Origin of the sequence: Rhodococcus sp. IEGM 1330 (genome assembly GCF_033142445.1) — a bacterium.
In the GTDB taxonomy this organism is placed as follows: domain Bacteria; phylum Actinomycetota; class Actinomycetes; order Mycobacteriales; family Mycobacteriaceae; genus Rhodococcoides.
In genome coordinates, this window is the sequence record NZ_JAWLSB010000008.1 from 163,721 (window position 1) to 185,885 (window position 22,165).

The 22,165-nt window shown below is 64.3% G+C and carries 21 protein-coding genes; 8 read left to right on the plus strand and 13 right to left on the minus strand.

Annotated features, from left to right (window positions below; genetic code table 11):
• Window positions 1-16 precede the first annotated feature (16 nt).
• Window positions 17-532: a hypothetical protein gene (locus tag R4P57_RS19030; RefSeq protein WP_317804388.1), complete on the minus strand. Its 516-nt coding sequence runs from the start codon at window positions 530-532 to the stop codon at window positions 17-19.
• A gap of 23 nt (window positions 533-555) precedes the next feature.
• Window positions 556-1,080, minus strand: a complete 525-nt coding sequence (locus tag R4P57_RS19035; protein ID WP_317804389.1) for a hypothetical protein — start codon at window positions 1,078-1,080, stop codon at window positions 556-558.
• Between the two features lie 283 nt (window positions 1,081-1,363).
• Here R4P57_RS19035 and R4P57_RS19040 point away from each other — a divergent pair, with 283 nt between their 5' ends.
• Together R4P57_RS19040 and R4P57_RS19045 are read left to right on the plus strand one after the other, a co-directional pair.
• Window positions 1,364-2,005, plus strand: coding sequence for a hypothetical protein (locus R4P57_RS19040; RefSeq protein ID WP_317804390.1), 642 nt, complete (start codon window positions 1,364-1,366; stop codon window positions 2,003-2,005).
• A 14-nt stretch (window positions 2,006-2,019) separates the two neighbouring features.
• Window positions 2,020-2,664 (plus strand): hypothetical protein, encoded by a 645-nt coding sequence (locus R4P57_RS19045; RefSeq protein ID WP_317804391.1) that lies wholly within the window; start codon window positions 2,020-2,022, stop codon window positions 2,662-2,664.
• On the opposite strand, the gene R4P57_RS19050 is transcribed toward R4P57_RS19045, so the two are convergent.
• A complete protein-coding gene (locus R4P57_RS19050; protein ID WP_317804392.1) occupies window positions 2,665-4,605 on the minus strand; it encodes an NAD(P)/FAD-dependent oxidoreductase in 1,941 nt (646 codons plus the stop codon).
• A gap of 182 nt (window positions 4,606-4,787) precedes the next feature.
• Here R4P57_RS19050 and R4P57_RS19055 point away from each other — a divergent pair, with 182 nt between their 5' ends.
• Genes R4P57_RS19055 through R4P57_RS19070 form a run of 4 tightly spaced genes read left to right on the plus strand, consistent with a single transcriptional unit; the run spans window position 4,788 to window position 8,818 of the window.
• The gene (locus R4P57_RS19055) at window positions 4,788-5,450 is read left to right on the plus strand and encodes a nitroreductase family protein (protein ID WP_032383742.1); all 663 of its coding nucleotides are present in this window, start codon (window positions 4,788-4,790) and stop codon (window positions 5,448-5,450) included.
• Window positions 5,451-5,479: 29 nt separating this feature from the next.
• A complete protein-coding gene (locus R4P57_RS19060) occupies window positions 5,480-7,042 on the plus strand; it encodes a class I adenylate-forming enzyme family protein (RefSeq protein ID WP_317804393.1) in 1,563 nt (520 codons plus the stop codon).
• Window positions 7,039-7,695: a TetR/AcrR family transcriptional regulator gene (locus R4P57_RS19065; protein WP_317804394.1), complete on the plus strand. Its 657-nt coding sequence runs from the start codon at window positions 7,039-7,041 to the stop codon at window positions 7,693-7,695. The genes R4P57_RS19060 and R4P57_RS19065 overlap by 4 nt, the downstream gene beginning before the upstream one ends.
• Window positions 7,685-8,818, plus strand: a complete 1,134-nt coding sequence (locus R4P57_RS19070; RefSeq protein WP_317804395.1) for a serine hydrolase domain-containing protein — start codon at window positions 7,685-7,687, stop codon at window positions 8,816-8,818. Before R4P57_RS19065 ends, R4P57_RS19070 begins: the two co-directional genes overlap by 11 nt.
• 3 nt (window positions 8,819-8,821) lie before the next feature.
• Here R4P57_RS19070 and R4P57_RS19075 read toward each other — a convergent pair whose 3' ends face one another.
• Genes R4P57_RS19075 through R4P57_RS19095 form a run of 5 tightly spaced genes read right to left on the minus strand, consistent with a single transcriptional unit; the run spans window position 8,822 to window position 13,787 of the window.
• On the minus strand, window positions 8,822-9,700 hold the full coding sequence (locus tag R4P57_RS19075) for an NAD(P)-dependent oxidoreductase (protein ID WP_317804396.1): 879 nt from the start codon (window positions 9,698-9,700) through the stop codon (window positions 8,822-8,824).
• A 49-nt stretch (window positions 9,701-9,749) separates the two neighbouring features.
• Window positions 9,750-10,823: a 2,3-butanediol dehydrogenase gene (locus R4P57_RS19080; RefSeq protein WP_032384831.1), complete on the minus strand. Its 1,074-nt coding sequence runs from the start codon at window positions 10,821-10,823 to the stop codon at window positions 9,750-9,752.
• 47 nt (window positions 10,824-10,870) lie between these two features.
• Window positions 10,871-11,644: an SDR family oxidoreductase gene (locus tag R4P57_RS19085; protein ID WP_317804398.1), complete on the minus strand. Its 774-nt coding sequence runs from the start codon at window positions 11,642-11,644 to the stop codon at window positions 10,871-10,873.
• Window positions 11,641-12,726 carry an SDR family oxidoreductase gene (locus tag R4P57_RS19090; RefSeq protein WP_317804399.1) on the minus strand — a complete coding sequence of 362 codons (1,086 nt, stop codon included), beginning with the start codon at window positions 12,724-12,726 and terminating at the stop codon, window positions 11,641-11,643. The genes R4P57_RS19085 and R4P57_RS19090 overlap by 4 nt, the downstream gene beginning before the upstream one ends.
• Entirely contained in the window at window positions 12,723-13,787 is a 1,065-nt protein-coding gene (locus R4P57_RS19095; protein ID WP_317804400.1) for a zinc-dependent alcohol dehydrogenase, read from the minus strand. The genes R4P57_RS19090 and R4P57_RS19095 overlap by 4 nt, the downstream gene beginning before the upstream one ends.
• Before the next feature lie 166 nt (window positions 13,788-13,953).
• Here R4P57_RS19095 and R4P57_RS19100 point away from each other — a divergent pair, with 166 nt between their 5' ends.
• Window positions 13,954-14,739 (plus strand): XRE family transcriptional regulator, encoded by a 786-nt coding sequence (locus tag R4P57_RS19100; RefSeq protein WP_317804401.1) that lies wholly within the window; start codon window positions 13,954-13,956, stop codon window positions 14,737-14,739.
• Between the two features lie 7 nt (window positions 14,740-14,746).
• On the opposite strand, the gene R4P57_RS19105 is transcribed toward R4P57_RS19100, so the two are convergent.
• The 5 genes from R4P57_RS19105 to R4P57_RS19125 all read right to left on the minus strand — a co-directional run bounded on the left by R4P57_RS19105 (window position 14,747) and on the right by R4P57_RS19125 (window position 21,274).
• On the minus strand, window positions 14,747-15,517 hold the full coding sequence (locus tag R4P57_RS19105) for a glucose 1-dehydrogenase (protein WP_317804402.1): 771 nt from the start codon (window positions 15,515-15,517) through the stop codon (window positions 14,747-14,749).
• A 46-nt stretch (window positions 15,518-15,563) separates the two neighbouring features.
• Window positions 15,564-16,538, minus strand: coding sequence for a zinc-dependent alcohol dehydrogenase (locus R4P57_RS19110; protein ID WP_317804403.1), 975 nt, complete (start codon window positions 16,536-16,538; stop codon window positions 15,564-15,566).
• A gap of 35 nt (window positions 16,539-16,573) precedes the next feature.
• Complete coding sequence (locus tag R4P57_RS19115; protein WP_317804404.1) at window positions 16,574-19,084, minus strand: ATP-binding cassette domain-containing protein; 2,511 nt, start codon at window positions 19,082-19,084, stop codon at window positions 16,574-16,576.
• A gap of 41 nt (window positions 19,085-19,125) precedes the next feature.
• Window positions 19,126-20,211 (minus strand): ABC transporter substrate-binding protein, encoded by a 1,086-nt coding sequence (locus tag R4P57_RS19120; protein WP_317804405.1) that lies wholly within the window; start codon window positions 20,209-20,211, stop codon window positions 19,126-19,128.
• Between the two features lie 67 nt (window positions 20,212-20,278).
• Window positions 20,279-21,274 (minus strand): ABC transporter permease, encoded by a 996-nt coding sequence (locus R4P57_RS19125; protein ID WP_317804406.1) that lies wholly within the window; start codon window positions 21,272-21,274, stop codon window positions 20,279-20,281.
• A gap of 473 nt (window positions 21,275-21,747) precedes the next feature.
• On the opposite strand from R4P57_RS19125, the gene R4P57_RS19130 reads away from it, so the two are divergent.
• A complete protein-coding gene (locus R4P57_RS19130) occupies window positions 21,748-22,149 on the plus strand; it encodes a nuclear transport factor 2 family protein (RefSeq protein ID WP_317804407.1) in 402 nt (133 codons plus the stop codon).
• The last annotated feature ends 16 nt before the right edge of the window (window positions 22,150-22,165 follow it).

Below are 22,165 nucleotides of genomic sequence, written 5' to 3' on the forward strand. Positions count from 1 at the left end.
CCTGTAGCACCGCGTGTCAGGGAACGAACAACACACCCACACCGGGGATCAGAGCGTTCGACGCATCAGGATTTTCTCGATCATGGGTGACCGTCACGAACACCGGACCTGCACCCGTCTGAGCCGTCACCTCGAGGGGCAGGCGATATGCCTGCGAGCCACCCTGATTGGCGGGTTGAGTCCGATCGACCTCATCGATCCAGTGCCGCAGGCCTGCGGAGCCCACTGCACCGGTGGACAAGTTGCGCCAGTTGACCGTTAGGTGCCGGTAATTGAACTGGTAGTAGTAAGGCCGGATGTCGGCGGCGGCGAAGCGCACCTCACCCGGCTTCTCACCGACCGTCGCCTTGATCGGAATTGTCTGGATAAGCCCGCCGGGAACGCCCACAGGGCCGAATTCGGGACCTGTGACGACGGGTACCTGAAGTACCGACTCCTGCGGCGCAGCGGTTGCAGTTCCGGCACCTATGCCGAAGACCAGGGGGACGGTCAGCGCCAGGGCGGCGACACCGCATCGGATCGATTTCCGCATCGAGTTTCCTTTCGGGTGAACGATCAGGGCACGTAGATCAGGCCTTTGCCCGGGATCAACGTGTCGGCGTAGGGCTCTCCGTAGTAGTAATCGCGGTAGTGGGTCACGGTGATTTCGACCCAACCGCTGCCTGTGGGTAGAGCGACCTCGAGTGGCAATTGTTCTCCGCGCAGCGGCGGCAGGTCGTTGGGCGGGCCAGGGTCGGGGTCTTCCTGCCAGTGCCGCAGTCCCACGTTTCCACGGAATCCGATGTCCCAGTTCCGCCAGCTCACACCGAGACTTCGGTACGGGTACTGGTCTGCGTACGGTGCAACATTCGCCGCGGACAGCAGCAGAACACCCGGCTCGGTACCGACCGTGGCCTTCATCGGAATGGTCTGGAACAACCCACCGGGCACGGCGCCGGGTGCGATCTGGAAACCGGTGACGACCGGAATCTGGAGCAGCGTGGTCTGCGGCGCTGCCACGGCCGCTCCCGTGCCGATACCGAGTATCAGGGGAATTGTCAGTGCGATCGATACGACCGCTCGCCGCAATGTTTTTCGCATACAGCATGCCTTTCGATCATGTCGCACAACGAGATACCGGATCGCTCGTGACATCGAACCAAGAACTCCAGGTTGAACCTGAAACATCAAGTGGTTCTTGAGTCTTTACCCGACCCACCCTCGCAGCCACGGCGACAAAAGGACCACTCGTATACCGATTCGTGATGGGGTCGTGACACGAAAGACGTTAACAGACCACTTGGCCCGTTCGATTCACTGATCAGAGGTGATGCACTCCGCAGCCACCGGTGAGGACCATCGAATGAGGCAAGTCTGCACAATCGTGGCCACATGCGCGCTGATCGCCGCTACCGCTCTCGCAGCCACGGCCTGCGGCGCCGACGAGCCGGTGAGCAACCCACCCACACCGGCCACCAGCGCCGCATCCGCTCCGTCCGATGACGGTGCCCCCGAGGCCGGGGATGCACCCAGCGTCGAGACACCCGAAGTGGCCGCTCCTGCGCTCGAGCAGCCAGCCGATTCAGGCACGGTTGCTGTGCCGCCCGCTCCGAACCGCGACGACGTCAATGTCGATGCACGCGACTTCGAGCAAGCCGGCGGGCAGTACTTCTTCACCTCCCCCAGCGGAAATGTGGACTGCGGATTCAACTCGTCCAACGCACCGGGGACCATCGTCGGCTGCCAGGTCCGCTACTCGGTGCCGGGCAATACTGGACGCGAATGCGCCAACACAGCAACCAACACCTACGGAGTCCAGATTCGCCAAGACGGCACCGTCGAACAGATCTGCACCAACCAGGGGATCTTCGTCGGCGACCCGAACAGCGGCGGCGTCCAAGTTCTTCAATACGGCCAGGTCATCGGAGTCACCGGCACCTTCTGCCGCTCCGACGAAGCCGGCATCACCTGCTACGACGGCGACCGGGGCTTCATGATCTCCCGCGACGTCAACATCGCATTCTGATGAAGGAGTTCTCGATGGTCCGCAAACTCGCGCTTGCCGCAGTACTCACGACAGCTGTACTCACGGCCTGCGGAAACCAGGATGCACCCGCCGCCGATCCGGCCCCGACGACCAGCGTCGCCGCGCAGATACCCGCGCCTCCTCAGGTGACCATCGCAGCACCGTCGAACGCCGGTACCGAGGGTTCCGGCGAATCAGCCGAAGCCCCCGCCGCGACCAGTGAAACGGACGCCGATCCGGCGAACAACACGGCACCCATCACCCCCGTCGACCCGGCCCGATACACCGCGTACGGCAACCAGGTGGGCTGGAAGTCGCCGTCGGGCAACATCTATTGCAAGATCGGCACCGGGCCGTTCTCCTCGGGTTGCCAGTCATCAAACGCACCCGTTCCCGACGGTGCCGAGGCCGACTGTTCCCCGAACTCGACCTTCACCGTGGACATGTTGTCCAAAGGCTTCTACCTCGACCCCGGCAAAGTGACTCCCACCTGCTTCAACCAAGGAGTGTTCGGTGTCGAGAATGCACAGCCGTTGGAATACAACACCTCCATCACGTTCAACGGATTCACCTGCTTCTCCCGCGTCGAAGCGATGATCTGCGACGCGGGCGGCGGACACGGATTCGTACTCTCGATGGAGCAGGCAACATCCAACTGATCAGCGAGCCTCATCCCGTCCAGGCTCCATGACAAAGTCGTCCAGATCGGCCCGCCTCGTCATCTCCCAGTAATCGACGATGCGCCATGGCAATGTCGAGACCACGCGTCCGGCGTCGTTGCGATACCAGTTGTCCATGCCGCCGTGAGACCAGATCATCTTCGCGTGCGCCTCGTCGTGCTTACGGACGTACTCCTCCTCAACGTCTGCCTTGCACTCGATGGCTCCGATTCGCTTGTCCACCATGTCGATCAACACATCGACGATGTAGCGCACCTGGCATTCGGCGATGGTGATGTAACTGCCGCCGTGACCCAGTACCGTGCCTGGACCGCAGGTGATGAAGAAGTTCGGGAAGTCCGGGACGGTGATGCCGAGATACGCGTGCGCATCCTCCGGACCCCAGATATCGCGAATGGACTCACCCGCTCGGCCGCGCACGTCGATCGGCGTCAACAGCTTGTGGGTCTCGAAGCCCGTCGCGAGGATCACCACATCCACCTCGGTCTCCGAACCATCCTGCGCAACAACCGAGTTGGCGGTGATCGAGGAGACCGCGTCGGCGATGAGCGTGACGTTGTCGCGCTTGAGCGCGGCGTACCAGCCGTTGTCGAGCAGCATCCGCTTGCCGAAGGGCGGGTAATCGGGAAGCGACTTCTCGATCAGATCCGGCCTGCCCTCGAGCTCGCGTTCGATGTAGCGGGTGAACACCCGACGATGGGCGTCGTTCATCGGGTTGATCGAGCGTTGCGGATGCTCCCATTCGGGATCGACCTGCAGCGAGCTGTGCACACGATCGTTGAAGTTCCAGGCCAGCCTGGTCCGGTACCAAAGGCGATACAGCGGAACGACATCCATCAGGTAGTTCGCGTCCTCGCCCATCTCGGTGAAATACACGTCGCTCGACGACACCCACTGCGGCGAACGCTGGAAGACCGTCGCATGCCCCACCGTCGACGTGATGGCCGGCAGCACCTGCATGGCGCTGGCCCCGGTGCCGACGATGGCGACGCGCTTACCGGTCAGATCCAGATCGGCCGGCCAGTTCGCGGTATGAAAGATCGGCCCCTCGAACGACTCGAGCCCGGGAATGTGGGGCACCTTCGGCCGATTGAGCTGACCGGTAGCGGTGATCACCACGTCGGCGGTCAGCGTGTCGCCGTCGACCGTCCGGACGGTCCAGCCCTGACGCTGCGCGTCGTATTCGGCGGTCGCCACCTCGGTGTCGAAGCGAATGCGTTGCCGCAGATCGTGTTCGGACGCGACATCGCTGAGGTACTGCCACACCTCGTCGCGCTTGCCGAAGTGGGTGCGCCAGGCCCGCGGCGCGAAGGAGTAGGAGTACAGGTGACTGGGGGTGTCGACGCCCGCACCGGGGTAGGTGTTCTCGAACCAACCACCGCCCACGTCGGAGTTCTTCTCCAGCACAACGTGGTTGATGCCCGCCTCGTGCAGCTTGATGGCGGCGAGCATTCCGGAGACGCCGGCACCGATCACGATGACCGACAGATCGTTCGGAGCCGCTACCGGAGTGTCCGAGGCAGTGAAGCCCATGTCCTCGGCGACCATGACGCCGAACTCGGGAGGAACCTGCTCACCGACAGCCACGCTGATCATCTCGACGAGGTGCTCCGAATCGGGCGAGGGCACCGCCATCGGCGCACCCTCACCGAACGCGCAGATCGCATCGAGCGCTGCGGCACGAATGCGGTCGGCAACCGCGACGTCGAATCCGCCCGTGTCGTTGTTGTCCATGCCCCGGCTACGCGTCGGGCGATACGGATCGGCGAGCCACGCGGGATCTCCGGTCAACTGATAGAGCACCGCAACCAGCGTGGGCAGGTTGGCAGCGGCGAGAGCACGTGAGAGCCGGTCCCGATCTACCCGGTCCCGATCAACCCCACCCACGGTCTCCGCTGCCTTTGCTGCGTCTGTGGACACCGGTACCTCCTGTTGCGAGCTGCTCCATCCCACTCCGACAGCTCAACTAACCACGGTTAGGCAATTCTGCGCAAGGGTTTCGCGATCTAGAGATTCACAGCAAATCGAGCCTTGACAATGTGGCCCACGCCACATGATGCTTCATGGCACTACCTAACAGCGGACAGGCGAAGGGAAACACTATGGAACTCACCGAGGCGATGCGCACCACCGGCACCTGCAGGCGGTACCTCAGCGATCCCGTTCCCGACGAGGTGTTCAAGGCCGCGTTCGACGTCGCCCGCTTCGGCCCGCAGGGCGGCAATCGTCAGCCCGTGCGGTGGATCGTCGTGCGCGATGCCGCCCGCAAGCAGGCCCTCGCCGATCTGTACCTCCCGATGTGGGACGCCTACTTCGCCGGCATCACCGGCGGAACCGTCGCCGTCGGCGCATTGCCGAAGACCGTGCAGGACGCCGACTACTTCGCCCGTCACCTCGCCGAGGTGCCCGCCATCGTGGTGGTCTGTGCCGCATTGGACGGACTGCACCCCACCGACCACGAACTCGGTCGACTCTCCGTCGTCGGCGGCGCATCCATCTACCCGACCGTGCAGAACCTGTGTCTGAGCCTGCGCGATCAGGGCGTCGCGACCGCAGTGACAACGCTGCTGTGCCACGAGGAACCCGCCATTCGCGAACTGCTCGGCATCCCGGACGACTACATCACCGCCGCACACATCGCCGTCGGATATCCCGAGAAGTCGTTTCCGCGCAAGCTCACCCGTGATCCGGTGGAGCAGATCGTTGCGGCAGAGACGTTCTCGCAGCCGATGTTCGACTCCGCTGCCCTCTCCCCCGCCCTCTGACCAACAGCTCGCACCTCGAGGAGTCCGCCGTGCCCGGTACTGCCATCCACCACCGCTCCCCCATCGGCCGCGCCACCATCGGCGATCAACTGCGTCGCCATGCGCGGACTCAGCCGAACAAGGTTGCGCTCATCAGCTACGCGGCGGACGGCACTCGCGAGGTCACCACGTACGGCGAACTGGACTCTCGCGCAAACCAGTTCGCCAACCTGCTGGTCGATCACGGAGTGACCTCGGGTGACCGCGTCGCATCGATGGCTCGTAACAGCGTCGATGTGGTGGTGGCGTACTACGGAACCCTCAAGGCCGGTGCGGCCTTCACCGGCATCAACGTGATGTACCGCGCCGCCGAGGTGAAGCACCAGCTCGAACACGCGGAACCGACTGTTGTGGTGGCCGATCCGGCCTACGCCGAGATCATCTCCTCGGTGAAGCCGGAGACCACCACCCTGGTGACGTTCGGTACCGAATACGCCGCACTGGCGGCGAACACCCCGTCCACCGAGCCGGACGTCGAGATGGACGAGAACGACGTCGCGATGGTCATCTACACCTCCGGAACCGAAGCGGCTCCCAAGGGAGTCATGATTCCGCACCGCAACTTCCTCATCTCCACCGCGCCCGCGTGGAGTTGGGGCCTGCGCACGGGACCGGAGGACACCTGGCTGTTCGTCATGCCCTTCCACACCATCGCCGGACTCGGCTCGATGACCACGCTCACGCTGATGGGTGCCACCCTCGTGCTGCCCGCGACGGTCGACCCGGCTCAATCACTGCGCATCATCGCCGCCGAGAAGATCTCGGTCATCGCGCAAACCCCCACGTTCTACCTGGCGCTGGCCCGTGACGCACAGTTCGGACCCGAGGCCGTGAGCCAGGTGCGGCGCTGCCTCACCTACGGTGGCCAGGTGTCACCGCACACGATCAGCGCCTGGGCCGCCGCGGCACCCGAGGCCATCTGGGGCACCTACTGGGGGCAGTCCGAACTTTCGCAGCTCGGCTCCGTCGGCTGGTTCACGACCCTCGACGACATTCCCGACGGCGACGCGTCGTGGATCGGCAAGCCCGTCACCCATCTCGAGATCAAGGTGGTCGACCCCACGGGCAACGAGAGCGAGATCGGTGAATTGCTCTGCCGCACTCCATCGGTGATGCTGGGCTACTTCAAGGACCCCGAGCGCACCGCCGAGGTGTTCCGCGACGGCTGGGTGCACACCGGCGACATGGTGCGCATCGACGCCGATGGCAACCTGTTCTTCTACGATCGGATGAAGGACATGATCAAGTCGGGAGGGATGAACGTGTCGTCGCAGGAAGTGGAACGCACCATCCACACTCACCCGGATGTGCTGCGTGCCGCCGTCGTCGGAGTTCCCGACCCGTACTGGTCCGAGGCCGTGACCGCCTTCGTCATCGCGCGCGACGGGGTGACCGCCGACCCGGCTGCGATCATCGAGTTCTGCCGCACCGAGTTGGCGTCGTACAAGGCACCGAAGTCGGTACACATCGTGGCCGAGCTGCCCGTCGACCCACAGGGGAAGATCCTCAAGCGTGAACTGCGGATGCGGGCGGCGGTCGAGGAGACCGTATGACTCAGCCACATTCACCGCAGCCTGATTCGACGCAGCCGGCCGGGGTCACTGCTTTACCCCGTCAAGTTCGGACCCGCCAGCGGCGAGACGACATCGTCGCCAATGCCGCGAATATCTTTGCGCGTGAGGGTTACTCGAACGTGGGGATGCGCGATATCGCCGACGCCGTCGGCATCAAGGGTGCCAGCCTCTACCATCACTTCCCGTCCAAGGAAGACATCCTCTTCGCCATCTGTCTGACGGTCACCCAAGAACCGGCCGAGGAGAACCTGCCACTGCTCGACGCGGCCGGAACCCCTACCGAGCGCATGTCGTCTCTGGTGTGTGCGCACCTGGTGCATCTGAACCGTCGACGGGTGGAGTACATCGTGGGGCTGCACGAGCTGGCCTCGCTCACCCCCGAGCATCGCTCGACCATCGAGGATTACCGCCGCCAGTACCAACGACGCGTCCGCGACGTCATCACCGCCGGAATGCGCAGTGGCGAGTTCACCGTTCCGGATGCACGGCTGGCGTCGTTCGCGCTGACCGACATGCTCAACGGCATCAGCAACTGGTTCCACGACGGCGGCGAACTCACCATCGACGACGTCGCCGACGCCTACGTCGAACTCGCCGTCCACCGCGTTCTCGGTGCATCACATGGGGATTGACGGTCACTGCGACCCCCGCTTCGTGGGCGTGCGCGACGCGTTGGCCGCCAACCTCGACAGCGGAGAGGAGCTCGGCGCATCCATTGTGGTCGACATCGACGGCCACACCGCGGTCGACCTCTGGGGTGGCTACCGCGACACCGAGCGTCAGCTGCCGTGGGAGTCGGACACGATCACCAACGTGTGGTCGACCACGAAGATGGTGACGTGCCTGGCGGCACTGATGCTCATCGACCGCGGACATCTCGATCCGGATGCGCCGGTCGCGACCTACTGGCCCGAGTTCGCGGCCGCAGGCAAGCAGGACATCGCGGTTCGGCACCTGCTGTCGCACACCTCCGGCGTCTCGGGATGGGACCGACCGTTCAGCGAAGACGACCTCTACGACTGGGACCTGTCGACCTCGCGTCTGGCTGCGCAGGCTCCGTGGTGGGACTCACGCACCACGTCGGGGTATCACGCGGCCAGCCAAGGCCACCTAATCGGAGAACTCGTCCGCCGCGTCACCGGAAGATCGTTGCGGCAGTTCGTGGCCGAGGAGGTCGCCGGACCCCTCGGTGCCGACTTCCAGATCGGTGCCAAGAAGTCCGACTGGGCCCGGATCGCCGACGTCGTACCTCCGCCCCCGCCGTCCGATGTTGCTGTGCCCGACCCGACGATGGTGCGTCGCAAGACATTCCTCGGACCGTTGGTGCAGGCCGCGTCCGCGAATACCCCGGCGTGGCGCGACGCGGACATGGGTGCACTCAACGGGCACGGCAACGCAGGGTCGGTTGCAAGAATTATGTCGGTCATCTCCCGCGGCGGTACCGTCGACGGCGTGCGGCTGCTCAGCCCGGAGACGATCGACTCGATCTTCGAGGAGCAATCCACCGGAGTCGATCTGGCCCTGGGTATTCCGTTGCGCTTCGGCCTGGGATTCGCTCTGCCACAGCACGAATCGATGCCCTACATCCCCGACGGCAAGATCTGCTTCTGGGGCGGCTGGGGCGGATCACTGACCATCCTGCACCCGGAATCGAAGCTGACCATCTCGTACGTGATGAACCGAATGGGTCCCGGAATCATCGGCTCCGACCGAGCGGAGCAGTACGTGCGGGCGGCGTACGAGGCTATGGCCTGACGGTCAGCGCTCGGACGACTGCAAGAATTCGAGAACTGCGGCCATGTCCTTCGCCCCGAGTCCGGAGTCCAACGCCCGGTCGAGAACGTTCCCGACGGTCGTGGCCTGGGGCAGATCGAGAGCATGGTCGCGGGCCAAGGCGAGCCCGAGGCCCACGTCCTTGTGCAAGAGCGACAACGGAAATGCCACGCCCGCAGCGGCCGGATCCAGAAAGTGTTCCTTCTTGTACCCGACGTACGGCGCAGCCACCGCACTCGAACCCAGCACCTCGTACAGGGCTGACGGTGCCAAACCGGCCGACTCACCGAGAATCAACGCTTCGGCAACGGCCTGGTTCAGTGCTGCGAGAACCGAATTGACGGCAAGCTTGGCCACCGAGGCGGTGCCGGCCGCACCAGTATGGAACTGCGCGCGCGTCACTGCCTCGAGGATCGGCTTGAGGTAGGCGAACTGATAGTCGTCGCACCCGACCATCGTCGTGATCTGCCCGGTCTCGGCCAGGCTCACACTGCCCGACACCGGAGCGTCGACCACCGCGGTGCCCGAACCTGCTGCCCGCTCGGCGAACTCGCGCACGGCGGTCGGTCCGACCGTTCCCATCACCACATGAAGGTGCTTCGACGCGCCTGCCGTGGCGATGCCGTGCTCACCGAACAGCACCTCCTCGGTTGCAGCGGCATCGGGCAACATGCTGAAGGAAATCTCGGCGCGCGCCAGATCAGCGGGCGTCGTGGTGATCGTCATTCCCAGATCGACGAGGCCGGCAGGCGCTGTCTCCGCCGTCAGGTACAGGTCGTAGGCGGTGACCGTGTGGCCCGCCTCGAGGAAGCGGCGCACCATATGGGTACCCATGCGGCCGACTCCGGCGAATCCGATGTGCATTGTCTCTCCTAGCGTGGGGCGGAACGTCAGTGCAAGTACTCGGTGTCGATCAGGACGTCGGTGCGTCGCCGACCCGCACCAGAAGCTTCTGGGCGTCACCGTTCGGGTCCAGCAGCCGCTCGAATCCGTCGGCGACGATGTTCTCGACGTCGATGATCTCGCTGACCACTTTCTCCACCGGATAGCGGCCCGAGGCGACCAGCGCGATGATGCGCGGCCAGTCGTACACCGGGTAGCACCAGGTGCCTACCAGAGTCAGGTCCTTGTTGGACATGGCCATTGGATCGATCGTCGCGGGCTTCACGTGCAGACCGACCTGAGCGACGGTTCCTCCGGAGCGGACGCTGTCCAGTGCGGCCGTCAATCCGTGCTGGTGACCCGAGCATTCCGCTGCGGCATCGACTCCGATACCGCCGGTGAGGGCACGGACCGCAGCCGGGACATCCTGCACCGTCGGATCCAGAACCTCTGCGATACCGAATGCCTCGATCAGCGCTCGGCGCTTGGCATTCGGCTCCGACACGATGATCTTTGCCGCGCCCGACGCATGCGCGTACAGAGCGGACAGGGCACCGATCGGTCCCGCACCGGTGATGAGAATGGTGTCCCCGGCTCGCAACCCGGTGCAGTCGACGCCATAGGCGGCGACCGCTGCCGGCTCGATCAGCGCGCCCTGAACATCGCTGACGCTGTCCGGAAGCACCGACACCTGCTGTTCCTGCACCGCAACAAGTTCGGAGATTCCTCCGCCGCCCCAGCTCAGACCGGTGCAGGCCATGATCACACACAGGTGGTTCAGTCCGCGCCGGCAGTAGTAGCACTTACCGCAGGTGACGAGCGGCATCACCGAGACGCGATCGCCCACCGCGACCGACTCGACGTCGGAGCCGATCTCGACTACGCGCGCCGAGAATTCGTGGCCGAACACCTGCGGCGCTTTCGCACCGGTCAGTGCGTGGGGTTCGGTCGGAATGACGATCGGACCGAAGGCGTACTCGTGCAGGTCCGTTCCGCAGATGCCGCAGAAGAACGGTCGAAGCAGAACCTCGCCAGGGCCGACCTTCGGGGCCGGAACGTCTTCTACCCGTACATCGTGTCGGTCGTGAAATACCGCGGCGCGCATAGCTTTCTCCTGAAGTCGAAAAATCTGTGTGAAGGGATGATCCTGCGTCAGACCGCGGTGATTCCGCCGTCGATGGTGACTGCGGAACCGGTCTGATAGCCGACGTCCTCGCGCAGCAAGAAGACCACCAGCTCGGCGATCTCCTCGGGAGATCCGTACCGCCGGAGCGGTGTGCCTTCGATGAACCGGTCGCGCTCGAAGTTCGGATCCTCCGGGTTGACCAGACTCTCGGACCTCGACATCAACGGAGTGTCGACCGGTCCGGGGCAGATGCAGTTCACCCGAATCCCGTGGGCCGCGGATTCGGCTGCAGCACTGCGGGTCAGCCCGAGAACCGCATGCTTGGTCACCACGTAGTCGGACCGATTGGGAGCGCCCTTGAGGCTGAGAATCGAACCGGTGTTGACCACCGCTCCACCCCCTGACCGCTGCAGCAGCGGAAGCACGTTCTTGAGCCCGAAGAACATCCCGTTGAGGTTGACGTCGACCACCGATCGCCATTCGCTCTCGGTGGTATCGACGATGGACTTGTGCACCCCCTCGACACCGGCGTTGTTGAAGAACAGTCGCGGTTCACCGATCAGCGAGGTCGCGGCATCCGCATACGCTTTCACCTGATCGTGCACGGACACGTCGGCGGCGAACGGATGGATCTCGCCCTCCGACTCCGCTGCCGTGCGCTCTGCGGCCGCCATGTTCATGTCGACGGCGAGTACCCGGGCACCCAACGACGCCAACCGATGCGCCACTGCTCGACCGATACCGCTGCCGGCACCGGTGACGATTGCACCTTTGTTCGCGAACTGCGACTGTTCGTTCATCGCTGACTCCTCGGAAGGATTCCGGCCGCGCGGTAACTCTCGATCTTGTCCATGAAACTCTCGAACGTGGATCGGAACCCGAGGAAACCGGCCTGGCGGCTCTTCGTCATATCGGTCAGGCATTCGATGTCGCGGCCCAGGTCGCCGTCTGTGTGCCACCAGGACGCAAGGCGGTCGACATCTGCTTCGGCCAGATCGTGCTTCGCCGCGATCTCGGACCAGACCTTCGCGGCGTCACCCATTCGCTCGTCGAGCGGCTTGGGGGCATCGGCGAAACCGACGGGTTCGACGCCGAACTCCTCCGCGATCTGTGGCCACATCCAGCGCCATCGGAACACATCACCGTTCGCGATGTTGAACGGTTCGTTCTCGCCCTCGACATGTGTTGCCGCCCAGATCATCTGCTCGGCGAGAAGGTCCGCATCGGTGATATCGGTCAACCCGTTCCACTGGGTGTCCGAGCCGGGGAACACGAACGGCGCACCGGTCTCGCGGCAGATCTCGGCGTACACGCCCAGGGTGAGCGCCATGTTCATCGCGTTCCCCACCGCGTAACCGAAGACGGTGTGCGCGCGGTGCACGCTCCAGGTGAACCCCTGCCTTTCCGACGCCGCGAACAGTTCGTCCTCTTGGGTGTAGTAGAAGTTCGGGTTCGGCAGCCTGGGTTCGCTCTCGTGGAACGGAGTTTCGGCCATGACACCGGTCGCGTAATCGTCGAACGGTCCGAGGTAGTGCTTCAGGCCGGTCATGAGAGCGACGTGACGCAACGCGGACTTGCCTTTCAATGCGCCGAGGACGTTGCGGACGATACTGCCGTTGACCTCGATGTTCTCGGCCTCCGAGTCCTGCTTCATCCAAGCGGTGATGAACACGATCTCCGGGTCGACGCCCTCGAGTGCTGCAGCCAACGACTCCGGATCGAGCAGATTCGCCGAGACCGGCACCACGCCCTCGACCGGATTGGTCGTGCCGCGGGCCAGACCGTAGGTGGTCCACCCTGCGTCGACGAGCTGACGCGAGATCGTCTGGCCGGCAATCCCGGTGGCACCGATCACGAGCGCCGCTCTGCTGGGCGCGCTCATCGAACAGCCGGATCGATGAGGACTTTGCCTTCGACCTTGCCGGTCGAGAGCCGCTCCAGTGCCGCGGGCAGATCTGCCAACCCCACGGGTGCTTCGGCCAGCTCCTGGCCGAGCGGTCCGGTGTTCAGAATGTCCAGTGCGGCAGGTAGATCGGTGTCGCACACGTGGGCCAAGGTGGTTTCGAGGGTGATCTCTCGAAAGACGAGCGAATGCACATCCAGCTCCGGTTTCTCTTTGGGAATTCCTACTGCGAGCACGCGGCCACCATCGGCCACCATGGTCAACGCCGAGACCAATTGGCCGGGCGCTCCGCTCGCTTCGATGACGACGTCCGGTTTCTTTCCGCCCAGGGCTGAGATGATCTCCGCGCCGAGGTCCTCGGACGGACCGATCGTGCGATGCGCTCCGAGGCGCGTCGCACGATCGAGCCGCTTCCCCGGAAAGTCGACGACGGTGACATCGACATCCACCAGGTGCTTCAGGCCGGCGAGGACGAACGAGCCGATAGCCCCGGCACCGATGACGACGACGTTGTCACCGTCGCGGGCACCCGAGCGCCGCGCAGCGTGAATGCCGACGGCCAACGGCTGAGCGAGTCCGGCGTAGTCGATGGACAGCCCTTCGGGCAACGCTCGCAGCGTCTTCGACGGGACGCTCGCGAACTCCGCCATGCCGCCGTCGACGTTGAGTCCGAGGGTCTTGTAGGTCGCGCACTGGTTGGTGCGGCCTTCCTTGCAGCGTCGGCATGTGCCACACCAGATTCCGGCCCCGGTGGCCACCAGATCGCCGATCTTGTTCTCGGAGTCGGGGTCTGCTTCCACGACCTCGCCGACGAATTCGTGGCCGAGGATCAGCGGGCCCTGATGTCCACTGTTGGGGTGCCGCCGCAGCACCGGGAAGGTCTTGGGTCCGGCCACCCATTCCGAGGCGTCGGTACCGCAGATACCCGAGCGCAGAACGCGTACGAGCGCCTCACCCGACGCGCGTCGCGGAACTGGAACCTCCTCGACGCGGATGTCGCGCGCGCCGTAGTACACGGCGGCCTGCATGGTGTCGGGCACGATTCCTCCTGGACGAAATTCGAATGTGATGCACGCTACTTCTTGCAGTGTAGAGTAACACTGCACATGTTCAGTGCCAAGCGTTTACGACACGAAAACCTGTGCAAGAACGTAGAACAGCGGAATGACCGATCGGTGAGACAATCGATGCACTACGGTCCGTCCAGTGGGTGCGTACACCCGGTATCAGGGGGAGACGTTGAAGGCAGAGGTGGGAGGCGGCGGAAGAATGACCGAAGAGAGCGTCGAGGTCGAATCGACCGAGACAGCCGTTCAGATGAACGCGCAGATGGGCCTGCGACTGCGTGGAGCGCGAGAGAAGGCGAACATGTCGCTGCGCGAGATGGCCCGTCGAGTTCACCTGTCCCCCAGCTTCATCTCTCAGGTCGAGCTCGGCCGAACGGCACCGTCGGTCGGCACGCTGTACGCCATGGTCACCGAGCTGGGTCTCTCGCTCGACTCTCTGATGGCCGAAGATGTAGCACCGCATGACCTCGAATCCCCGCGGCCCACACCGTCGGCTCGACCCAAGCTCGCGGACCGAGCCGAGGTAGCCCACGCGAACGGCAGTGCGCGACCGTCCTCGGTTCAGCCGCTCCCGGAGGTGGGAGCGCTTCCCGGCCTGCAGCGCGCCGACGAACGACCCGAGTTGTACCTCGGCGGTGTCCGTTGGGAACGCCTGACACCGGACGACGACCCGGAGGTGGAGTTCCTCCGAGTCACCTACCCCGCCGGGACCGAATCCTGCCCCGCGGACAACCTGATGAACCACGGCGGCAAGGAATACATCCACATTCTGTCCGGACGATTGGAGATCCAGGTCGCCTTCGCCCGCCAGGTGCTCGACCCGGGCGACAGTCTCCATTTCGACTCGTCCATTCCGCACCGACTGAGCAACCCACACGACGAGACCTGCGTCGCAATCTGGTTCGTGGTCGGTCGGCAAAAGTGACGCGGTCTCACACGGCCGTGTAGCCGCCGTCGACCACCAGTGCCGCGCCATGGACGAAACGGGCCTCGTCGCTGGCCAGGAACAGAACCGCGTTGGCGACATCCTCCGGCTCACCGACGTGACCGATCGGATGCTTGGGCTCCATGATGTCGAGGTAGCCGCGCAGTCCACCCTCGCTGCGCTCGGCCAGCTCACGCACGAACGGAGTCAGAATGGTGCCGGGGTGGACGGAGTTGACCCTGATGCCGTCCCGTCCGTACGTCACCGCATCCTTCTTCGTCATGATCGTGACCGCGCCCTTGGCCGCGTGATACGGGGCCATCTCGTGCGATCCGACGAGTCCGTAGATCGACGAGATGTTGACGATGCTGCCACCGCCGTTGGCCCGAAGATGTCCGATTGCGTGCTTGGTGCAGAAGAAGACGCCCTTCACATCGACCGCGAAGACTGCGTCCCATTCCGCCTCGGTGACCTCGTGGGTGGGCTTGTCGACACCGGAGATGCCGGCGTTGTTGACGAGGATGTCGAGCTTTCCGAACGCCGCGGACACCTGCTCGAACACCGAGGACACCTCTGCTTCGTCACTGACATCCAATCGCCAGAACGCCGCCCGACCGCCCTGTTCCTCGATCAGTCGGACGGTCTCAAGTCCGTCCTTCTCGGAGACGTCGGTGACCGCGACGGCAGCACCTTGTGCAGCGAACAGCGTTGCCATGGCGCGGCCCATCCCCTTACCGGATCCGGTGACGATGGCGACTTTGGCGTTCAGACGAGACATGAAGGGTCCTCGGTGTCGTATGTGTTCAGGGTTCAGGGTTCAGGGTTCAGAGAGTTGCGTCGAAGGTGATGTGCACCTTGATGTTCTCGGCGGGCTTCTGCGCCTCGTCGAGAGCGGTCACGGCATCGTCGGCCGCGATTTCGCGCGTCACCAGTCCGCCGAGATCGAGCCCACTCCTGGCGATGAAACGCAGCGTCGCCGGCCACACGCCCGGCGAGCCGATCGCGCCGCGGATGTCGAGTTCCTTGGATTGGATGAGCCCCAGTTTCGCCGATGCCGATCGTCCGACGTCGATGCCGATGTACACCACCCGGGCGCGATGCCCGGCGAGTTCGAGCGCACTGGCCATCACCTCGGGACGGCCCGTTGCCTCGATGACGACATCGGCACCTCGGCCGCTGCTCACCCGGTCGAGTAGTTCGTCCACCTCGTCCGGGGTGACCGCATGTGCGGCACCGAGTTTCAGCGCTGCTTCTCGACGTCCCTCGGAAGGTTCGACCACGATGGTCGTCGCCCCGAGAGCAGCGCCACCTGCAACCACCCCGAGCCCGATCGGTCCGGCTCCGAGCACGACGAGTACGTCGCTCGCATTGACGTTCCCGGCGCGCATCAGCGCGTAGTAGCCGCAACTGAACGGTTCGACGAGAGCGCCGCTGGTGAACGACACCTCATCGGGAAGCTTGTGCAGCCAAGCAGGTTTGACGACGAAGAACTCCGCCGCTGCTCCGCTGATGGAGAACCCGAAGTGGTCGTCGCCGATGACGCATTCTCCGACGACACGGTCGCCCACCTGGACGCCGTCGACGTCGGCACCCACCTTCGCCACCTCACCGGACCATTCGTGGCCGGGGATGATCGGGTACTCGAACGGGATGATGTAGCGGCCCTCGAGCAGTTCGATATCGGAATGGCAGACGCCGACCGATCGTGCGGCGATCAGAACCTCGTCCGCCGCAATGGTCGGGATGTCGAGGTTCGCGACCTCGGCCCGGTTCTCTCCGACGAATCTGAGTGCTTTCACTGGTGTCTCCTCTGTGTGACGTTGTATGCGGACGGTCAGTGCTTGCGGTCCGAATTACGCTGCTGCAGAGCGATGTACAGTACGGCGGCCACGATGACGATGGCGCCCTGCAGCCAGTACTGCCATGCCGTATCGAGACGCAGGAAGTTGGCCAGAGCCAGAATCACCTGCAGCAGGAGCGCTCCGAGAAGCACTGCGATCGGCGAACCGCTACCGCCACGCAGCAGCGTTCCGGCCACGACGACCGCGGTGATGGCCGACAGAGTGAATCCGATCCCCTGGTTCGGATCACCGACGCCGACCTGACCGACCAACATGATGCCGCCGAGCATCGTCATCAACGAGCAGCCGATGTAGGCCGCGGTGACGGTGAGGCCGGTACGGACGCCCATCTTTTCGGCGATCACGCTGTCCGATCCCGAAGCGCGGAGCGCTATTCCGGGCCGAGCGAAGCGCAGAACGAAACCGAGCGCCGCGGCTGCGAGTACCGCAACCACGAAGGCCACGGGAACCGGGCCGACGCTGTAGTTGATGATATCGAGGATGGCGAAGTCGACGTATCCGTCGATCTCCGGGCGCAGCAGCAGCGAAATTCCTTGAATACCGATGTAGGTCACCAGTGTCGCTGCCACCGCAGTGAAGCCAAGGCCGCGGATCAATCCGCCGTTGATTGCGCCGACGATGATTGCGGCAACGACGGCCACAGCGACACCGGCCACCAAACTCCCCACCGACGCCCCGTCGAACCAGAAGAACGACATGATCACCAGCACCAGCCCGGTCAGGGGACCCACCGACAGATCGATGCCGCCGGTCATCACCACCAGCATCTGGCCGAGCGCGATGAAGCCGAGCGCCGTGGTGGTGAGCAGTACCGACACGAGGTTGGCTTCACCGAGGAACCGTGCGTTCTGAGTCGTGGCGATCAGGGACAGCAGGATGATGGCACCGAGCAGTGTGTACGCAGGCAGTGACCGAACGATTTTACTCGGCGGCTTGTCCACCGCCCCGACTCCCGTTGCCGCAGTACTGCTTCGGTGTCCGGTGGCCGACACCATGGCTTGCATCATGTTGTGTTCGGTCACCGCGTCACCGCTGAGTGACTCCACGACGGCACCGCGGGAGACGACCAGAACCCGGTCACACAATCCTTCGAGTTCGACGGCGTCGGAGGACAGCACGACAATCGCCATACCGTCGTCTGCGGCTGCCCGTAGCTGCCCGTAGATCTCGGCGCGGGCCCCGGCGTCGACGCCTTGCGTCGGCTCCTCGGCCAGAATGAGCGTGGGCTCGGACAGCAACGCGCGGGCCAGGACCACCTTCTGCTGGTTGCCTCCGGAGAGGTTCCCCACCGAGGTCTCGACACTCGGTGCCTTGACGGTCAGTGCCGTGGCCATCGCCGTCGTGAGTCGACTTTCGCGGCCCTTGTCGATGATTCCGTTGGACACGAATCGCCCGAACGCGCCGAGGGCGGAATTCTCCCTGATCGAGAACTCCGGCAACACACCTTCCCCTGCGCGATCGGCAGGCATGAACGCGATTCCGGCTCGGTGTGCGTCGGCGGAAGACTTCAGCGTCAATCGATCACCGCCCAACCGAACGGTCCCGGTGGATTCGGTCAGACCCGCGAGAGCACGGAGCAACGCGACCTGACCGTTGCCCGCGACACCGGCGAGACCGACGATCTCCCCCGCACCGACCGTGAACGAGATGTCCTCGAAATCGGGGCTCGACAGGCTCTCGACGACGAGGCCTTCCGCACTAGGGCCGGTGCCCTTGGGCGGGAACACGGCGTCGACGTCGCGGCCGGCGATGAGCGTGATGATCTCGTCGTCGGTGAGCGACTGCGGATCGTAGGACCCGCGCACCCGGCCGTCGCGAAGGATGGTCATCGTGTCCGCCAGTTCCCGGACCTCGGGAATGCGGTGGGTGATGTAGACGACCGCTACCCCGGCTGCGGCGAACCGACGTACCTGCTCGAAGAGCAGATCGACCTTGTCCTGCACCAGCGGTGCCGTCGGCTCGTCGAGAATGAGAACCTTGGTGTCGATCGCGAGCGCCTTGGCGATCTCGATCAGTTGACGCTCGGCAATGGGAAGGTCGGCGCACTTGGTGTCCGGATGCACCGTGCACCCCACCACCGCCAGCTTCTCGGTGACCCACGGCCCCATCTCGAAGACCGAGGGGCGCAGATGGCGGGGAATGGCCAGCACGAGATTCTCGGAGACCGTCAGGTCCGGCAACAAGGCGGGAGTCTGGTGGACGATGGAGATGCCGAGCGCGAGTGCGTCGGCAGGCGTCAGGCCGGTCCGCTCGTCGCCCGCGACGACCACCGATCCCGACGTCGGGCTCAACGTTCCGGAGATGATCGACATCAGCGTCGACTTGCCTGCGCCGTTCTCACCCAACAGCGCGTGCACCTGCCCCGGCCTGATGTCGATGTCGACACCGGCCAGTGCGGTCACCGGGCCGAAGGTCATGCCGATTCCGCGGACCTGAAGGTACGGCTCGGCGAGAGTGACTGTGGACGTGGATCTCTCGTTCATCGAAGCTCCTGACAGCACTGGCTGCGGTGTGATCGGACGTGTCATTGCAGTACCTCTCCGATGCGCTGCGGATCGAGTTCGGTCGACAGGAGCGCATCCTCGGGCAGAGCCGGCTCACAGATCGGTGCGCTCGGTGCACCACTGATCGAGTCCTCGAAGGCAACCGGCACATCGACTTTCGACTCGGGTGCGACGCCTCCGGTGGCCTCGGCCACGACGTGCTGGACGGCCAACCGGACCATGTAGGTCTGCGAGGTGACCGTGAACAGCTCGAACCCGGGATTGGCTTCCTTCAATTGCTCGTACTGGCACGACAATCCGTTGGAATCGGCCGACGCGATCAGCGGAAGCGGACGGCCGGCCTGCTGAAAGGCCGTCATGATGCTGGTCGCTGCGAAGTCCGTCATGACCGCATCGATCTGGGGAAAGCGCGAGAGCATGGTCGAGGTGGCCTGCTGGGTTTCCGCGGGCGTCCAGTTGGTGACGGTGAACGGCTGGTCGCCGATCAACTTGATGCCCGGATGGTCGACCAGGACTTCCTGCATGCCTGCGTATTCCGCGAGATCCTGAGAGTTCGCGGGCGGTCCGCCGAGGAAGAGAACGTTGCCCTCACCGTTCGGCAGCGACTTCACCAGCCACTCGGCGTACAGGCGGCCGATCGCGCCGAAGTCCGCGGCCACGAAGGTGGTGTACTCCGAACCCTCGGAGCCACCGGGAGATATCCGGTACGGAACGACGGCGACGCCGGCCTTGTACTCGTAGCGCAGGGCCGGAAGAACCGCCTTGCCCGAGTCGGGGAACACGAGCATTCCGTCGACGCCCTGGGCGCCGAGGCTCTTGATGTCGGCGATCGCCTTCTGTGTGTCGCCCTGGGCGTCCGTGGTGATGAAGTCCGTGACGGAGGAACACTTGGCGAGTTCGTCTTGCAGTTCGGCGAAGTTGGTTCGTTTCCAACTGTTTCCACCGCTACCGTCGGCGAACCCGATGACGGCAGGCGTGGGTCCGCACCAGTCCGGTCGCGGCTCGCTGCTGGACACGGTCTCGAAGCCGCCCACCGAGCAGCCCGCGATCAGAGCGGCAACAGGCAGCAGCGTCAGCATCCGCAGGGTGTAGGTCTTGAGCTTCATCGATGGTGTCCTCGAGTCAAGGGAGAAGAACGAATGTCGTATCGGGGCAGGTGCCGCATTCGGGCGGTCACGACACCTCCACCGGCTTCCGCGGTTCCTCGACAGCCGTCGCGCGACGTGTGGCTCCGGGCCGAAAACCGCTGTGGAAAGCCACACCGAGGCCGAGCGCGAGAGCCTGAATGAGGATCTGCCAGCCGTACGCGAGTCCCAGAGTGGACGCCAACCGGTCGACCTGGGTGAAGAACACCGCGGCGATCAACGAGGCGAGCACGCTGCCCTTACCGCCGAGCAGCGACGTGCCACCGAGAACCACTGCAGCCACCGACGGCAGCAGGTAGGTGTTGCCCTCACTGATTCCCGGAGTGTTGACGATGCCGGTCAACAACACACCGGCGACGGCGTACAGCACTGCGGCAACGGAATACGCGCTCAACGTATAGCGCAGCGGTGCAATGCCTGCCGCGACGGCGACGCGCGGACTGGCACCGACAGCCTCGAAGATGCGACCGGTCGGGGTGAGGCGAACGACGACCCCGACGATGACCGTCAGGACGACCGCGACCACGACGGTCACCGGAACTCCGAGCACCGTCGATCCGATGATGTCGGACAGTCCGGTCGGGGTACGGCGTGCGGCACCCTCGGACACCGCCCAGGTCGCACCGATCAGGAGCGCATTCATACCGAGGGTCGCGACGATCGGAGCAACGTTCAACCGCGCAACGACGAAGCCCGAGACCGCTCCGGCCACCGCAGAGATGAGCAGGGCCGCGCCCACTGCCATGAAGATCGCACCGGGTGTACCGCTACTCGCGAGTTTGGTGACCGCGACGACCGAGAGCGAGAACACGCCCGGTACCGACAGATCGATACCGCCTTGCTGTACGACCAGGGTCTGACCGATCGCAACGACCGCGAGGATTGCTGCGAACGGCAACATTGCAGATATCGCGCCGCTGCTGACGCTCTGCGGGGCGAGCAGGGCGCTGACCAGGAACAGAACGACAGTGGCAATTCCGATGGCGACAGCGCCTCTGGCTCGCCCGCTCAGAGCCGTGCGCACTACGCCTGGCGTCGATCGTTCGTTCCCGGGAGTAGGGCCGACGCCCGTCGAAGGAGCCGGGCCCCCAGCCGATTGACCATGTGATGTCACGAGAGTTCTCCGTTGATCGGGCGATGAGAGTGGTGGACCCAGCGGGAGGTTCTGTTGCGTGGAACTCGGCTGTGCACACGTAGGCAACCACCGAGCGTCAGAATGTCCACCACTGCTGCATGAATGTCCTGTCCTGATTGAACTGTGCAGTGGGTCACTTTGTCAAGCAGGTAATGCCGTGCACCACTCTTCCTGGGAGCTGACCATCATTCACCTGGGGCAATAAAGCGTGATCCACCGGTTCCGTCGGTCCGGACCCGCCCGACGAGCCGTCGAACACCGACAGCGAAGGTGTTCTGTGACAGTTGACACTTGCTGATCGGCTGCCTACCGTCATCACCTACCGGCACATCTGCGGCCGCTCGACTTTCCAGGAGAATTCCATGACACAGGCACAGGAACTCGATATCGACGCCATCAAGGCCACGATTTCCGAGCTCGAGAACAAGCGCTACACGGCGATCGTCGACGGCGATCTCGATGCTTTCGCGAGCTGCTGCCATCCGAACCTCGTCTACACCCACTCCGACGGCAGCCGCGATACGGTCGACTCGTACCTGAACAAAGTCACCTCCGGTTTCTACGTCTACCACCGCATCGACCACCCCACCGAGGACATTCTCGTCTCGGGGGACACTGCAGTGGTCGTCGGCGAAATGAACGCGAGCATCACTGCGAACGGCAAGGAGAAGGAACTGGTGAACAACTCGATTGCGGTGTGGGTCAAGGAGAACGACCAGTGGCTGCTGCTCGCCTACCAGCCGACTCCGCGCCCCTCGCACTGATTCACCCTCGTCCCTC

Bases quoted from the DNA above. Each gene is read 5' to 3' on its own strand.
- R4P57_RS19030 (WP_317804388.1), bottom strand. From the start codon at position 532: ATGCGGAAATCGATCCGATGCGGTGTCGCCGCCCTGGCGCTGACCGTC.
- R4P57_RS19065 (WP_317804394.1), top strand. From the start codon at position 7,039: ATGACTCAGCCACATTCACCGCAGCCTGATTCGACGCAGCCGGCCGGG.
- R4P57_RS19080 (WP_032384831.1), bottom strand. From the start codon at position 10,823: ATGCGCGCCGCGGTATTTCACGACCGACACGATGTACGGGTAGAAGAC.
- R4P57_RS19045 (WP_317804391.1), top strand. From the start codon at position 2,020: ATGGTCCGCAAACTCGCGCTTGCCGCAGTACTCACGACAGCTGTACTC.
- R4P57_RS19035 (WP_317804389.1), bottom strand. From the start codon at position 1,080: ATGCGAAAAACATTGCGGCGAGCGGTCGTATCGATCGCACTGACAATT.
- R4P57_RS19075 (WP_317804396.1), bottom strand. From the start codon at position 9,700: ATGCACATCGGATTCGCCGGAGTCGGCCGCATGGGTACCCATATGGTG.
- R4P57_RS19055 (WP_032383742.1), top strand. From the start codon at position 4,788: ATGGAACTCACCGAGGCGATGCGCACCACCGGCACCTGCAGGCGGTAC.
- R4P57_RS19105 (WP_317804402.1), bottom strand. From the start codon at position 15,517: ATGTCTCGTCTGAACGCCAAAGTCGCCATCGTCACCGGATCCGGTAAG.
- R4P57_RS19130 (WP_317804407.1), top strand. From the start codon at position 21,748: ATGACACAGGCACAGGAACTCGATATCGACGCCATCAAGGCCACGATT.
- R4P57_RS19085 (WP_317804398.1), bottom strand. From the start codon at position 11,644: ATGAACGAACAGTCGCAGTTCGCGAACAAAGGTGCAATCGTCACCGGT.
- R4P57_RS19120 (WP_317804405.1), bottom strand. From the start codon at position 20,211: ATGAAGCTCAAGACCTACACCCTGCGGATGCTGACGCTGCTGCCTGTT.
- R4P57_RS19115 (WP_317804404.1), bottom strand. From the start codon at position 19,084: ATGAACGAGAGATCCACGTCCACAGTCACTCTCGCCGAGCCGTACCTT.
- R4P57_RS19090 (WP_317804399.1), bottom strand. From the start codon at position 12,726: ATGAGCGCGCCCAGCAGAGCGGCGCTCGTGATCGGTGCCACCGGGATT.
- R4P57_RS19070 (WP_317804395.1), top strand. From the start codon at position 7,685: ATGGGGATTGACGGTCACTGCGACCCCCGCTTCGTGGGCGTGCGCGAC.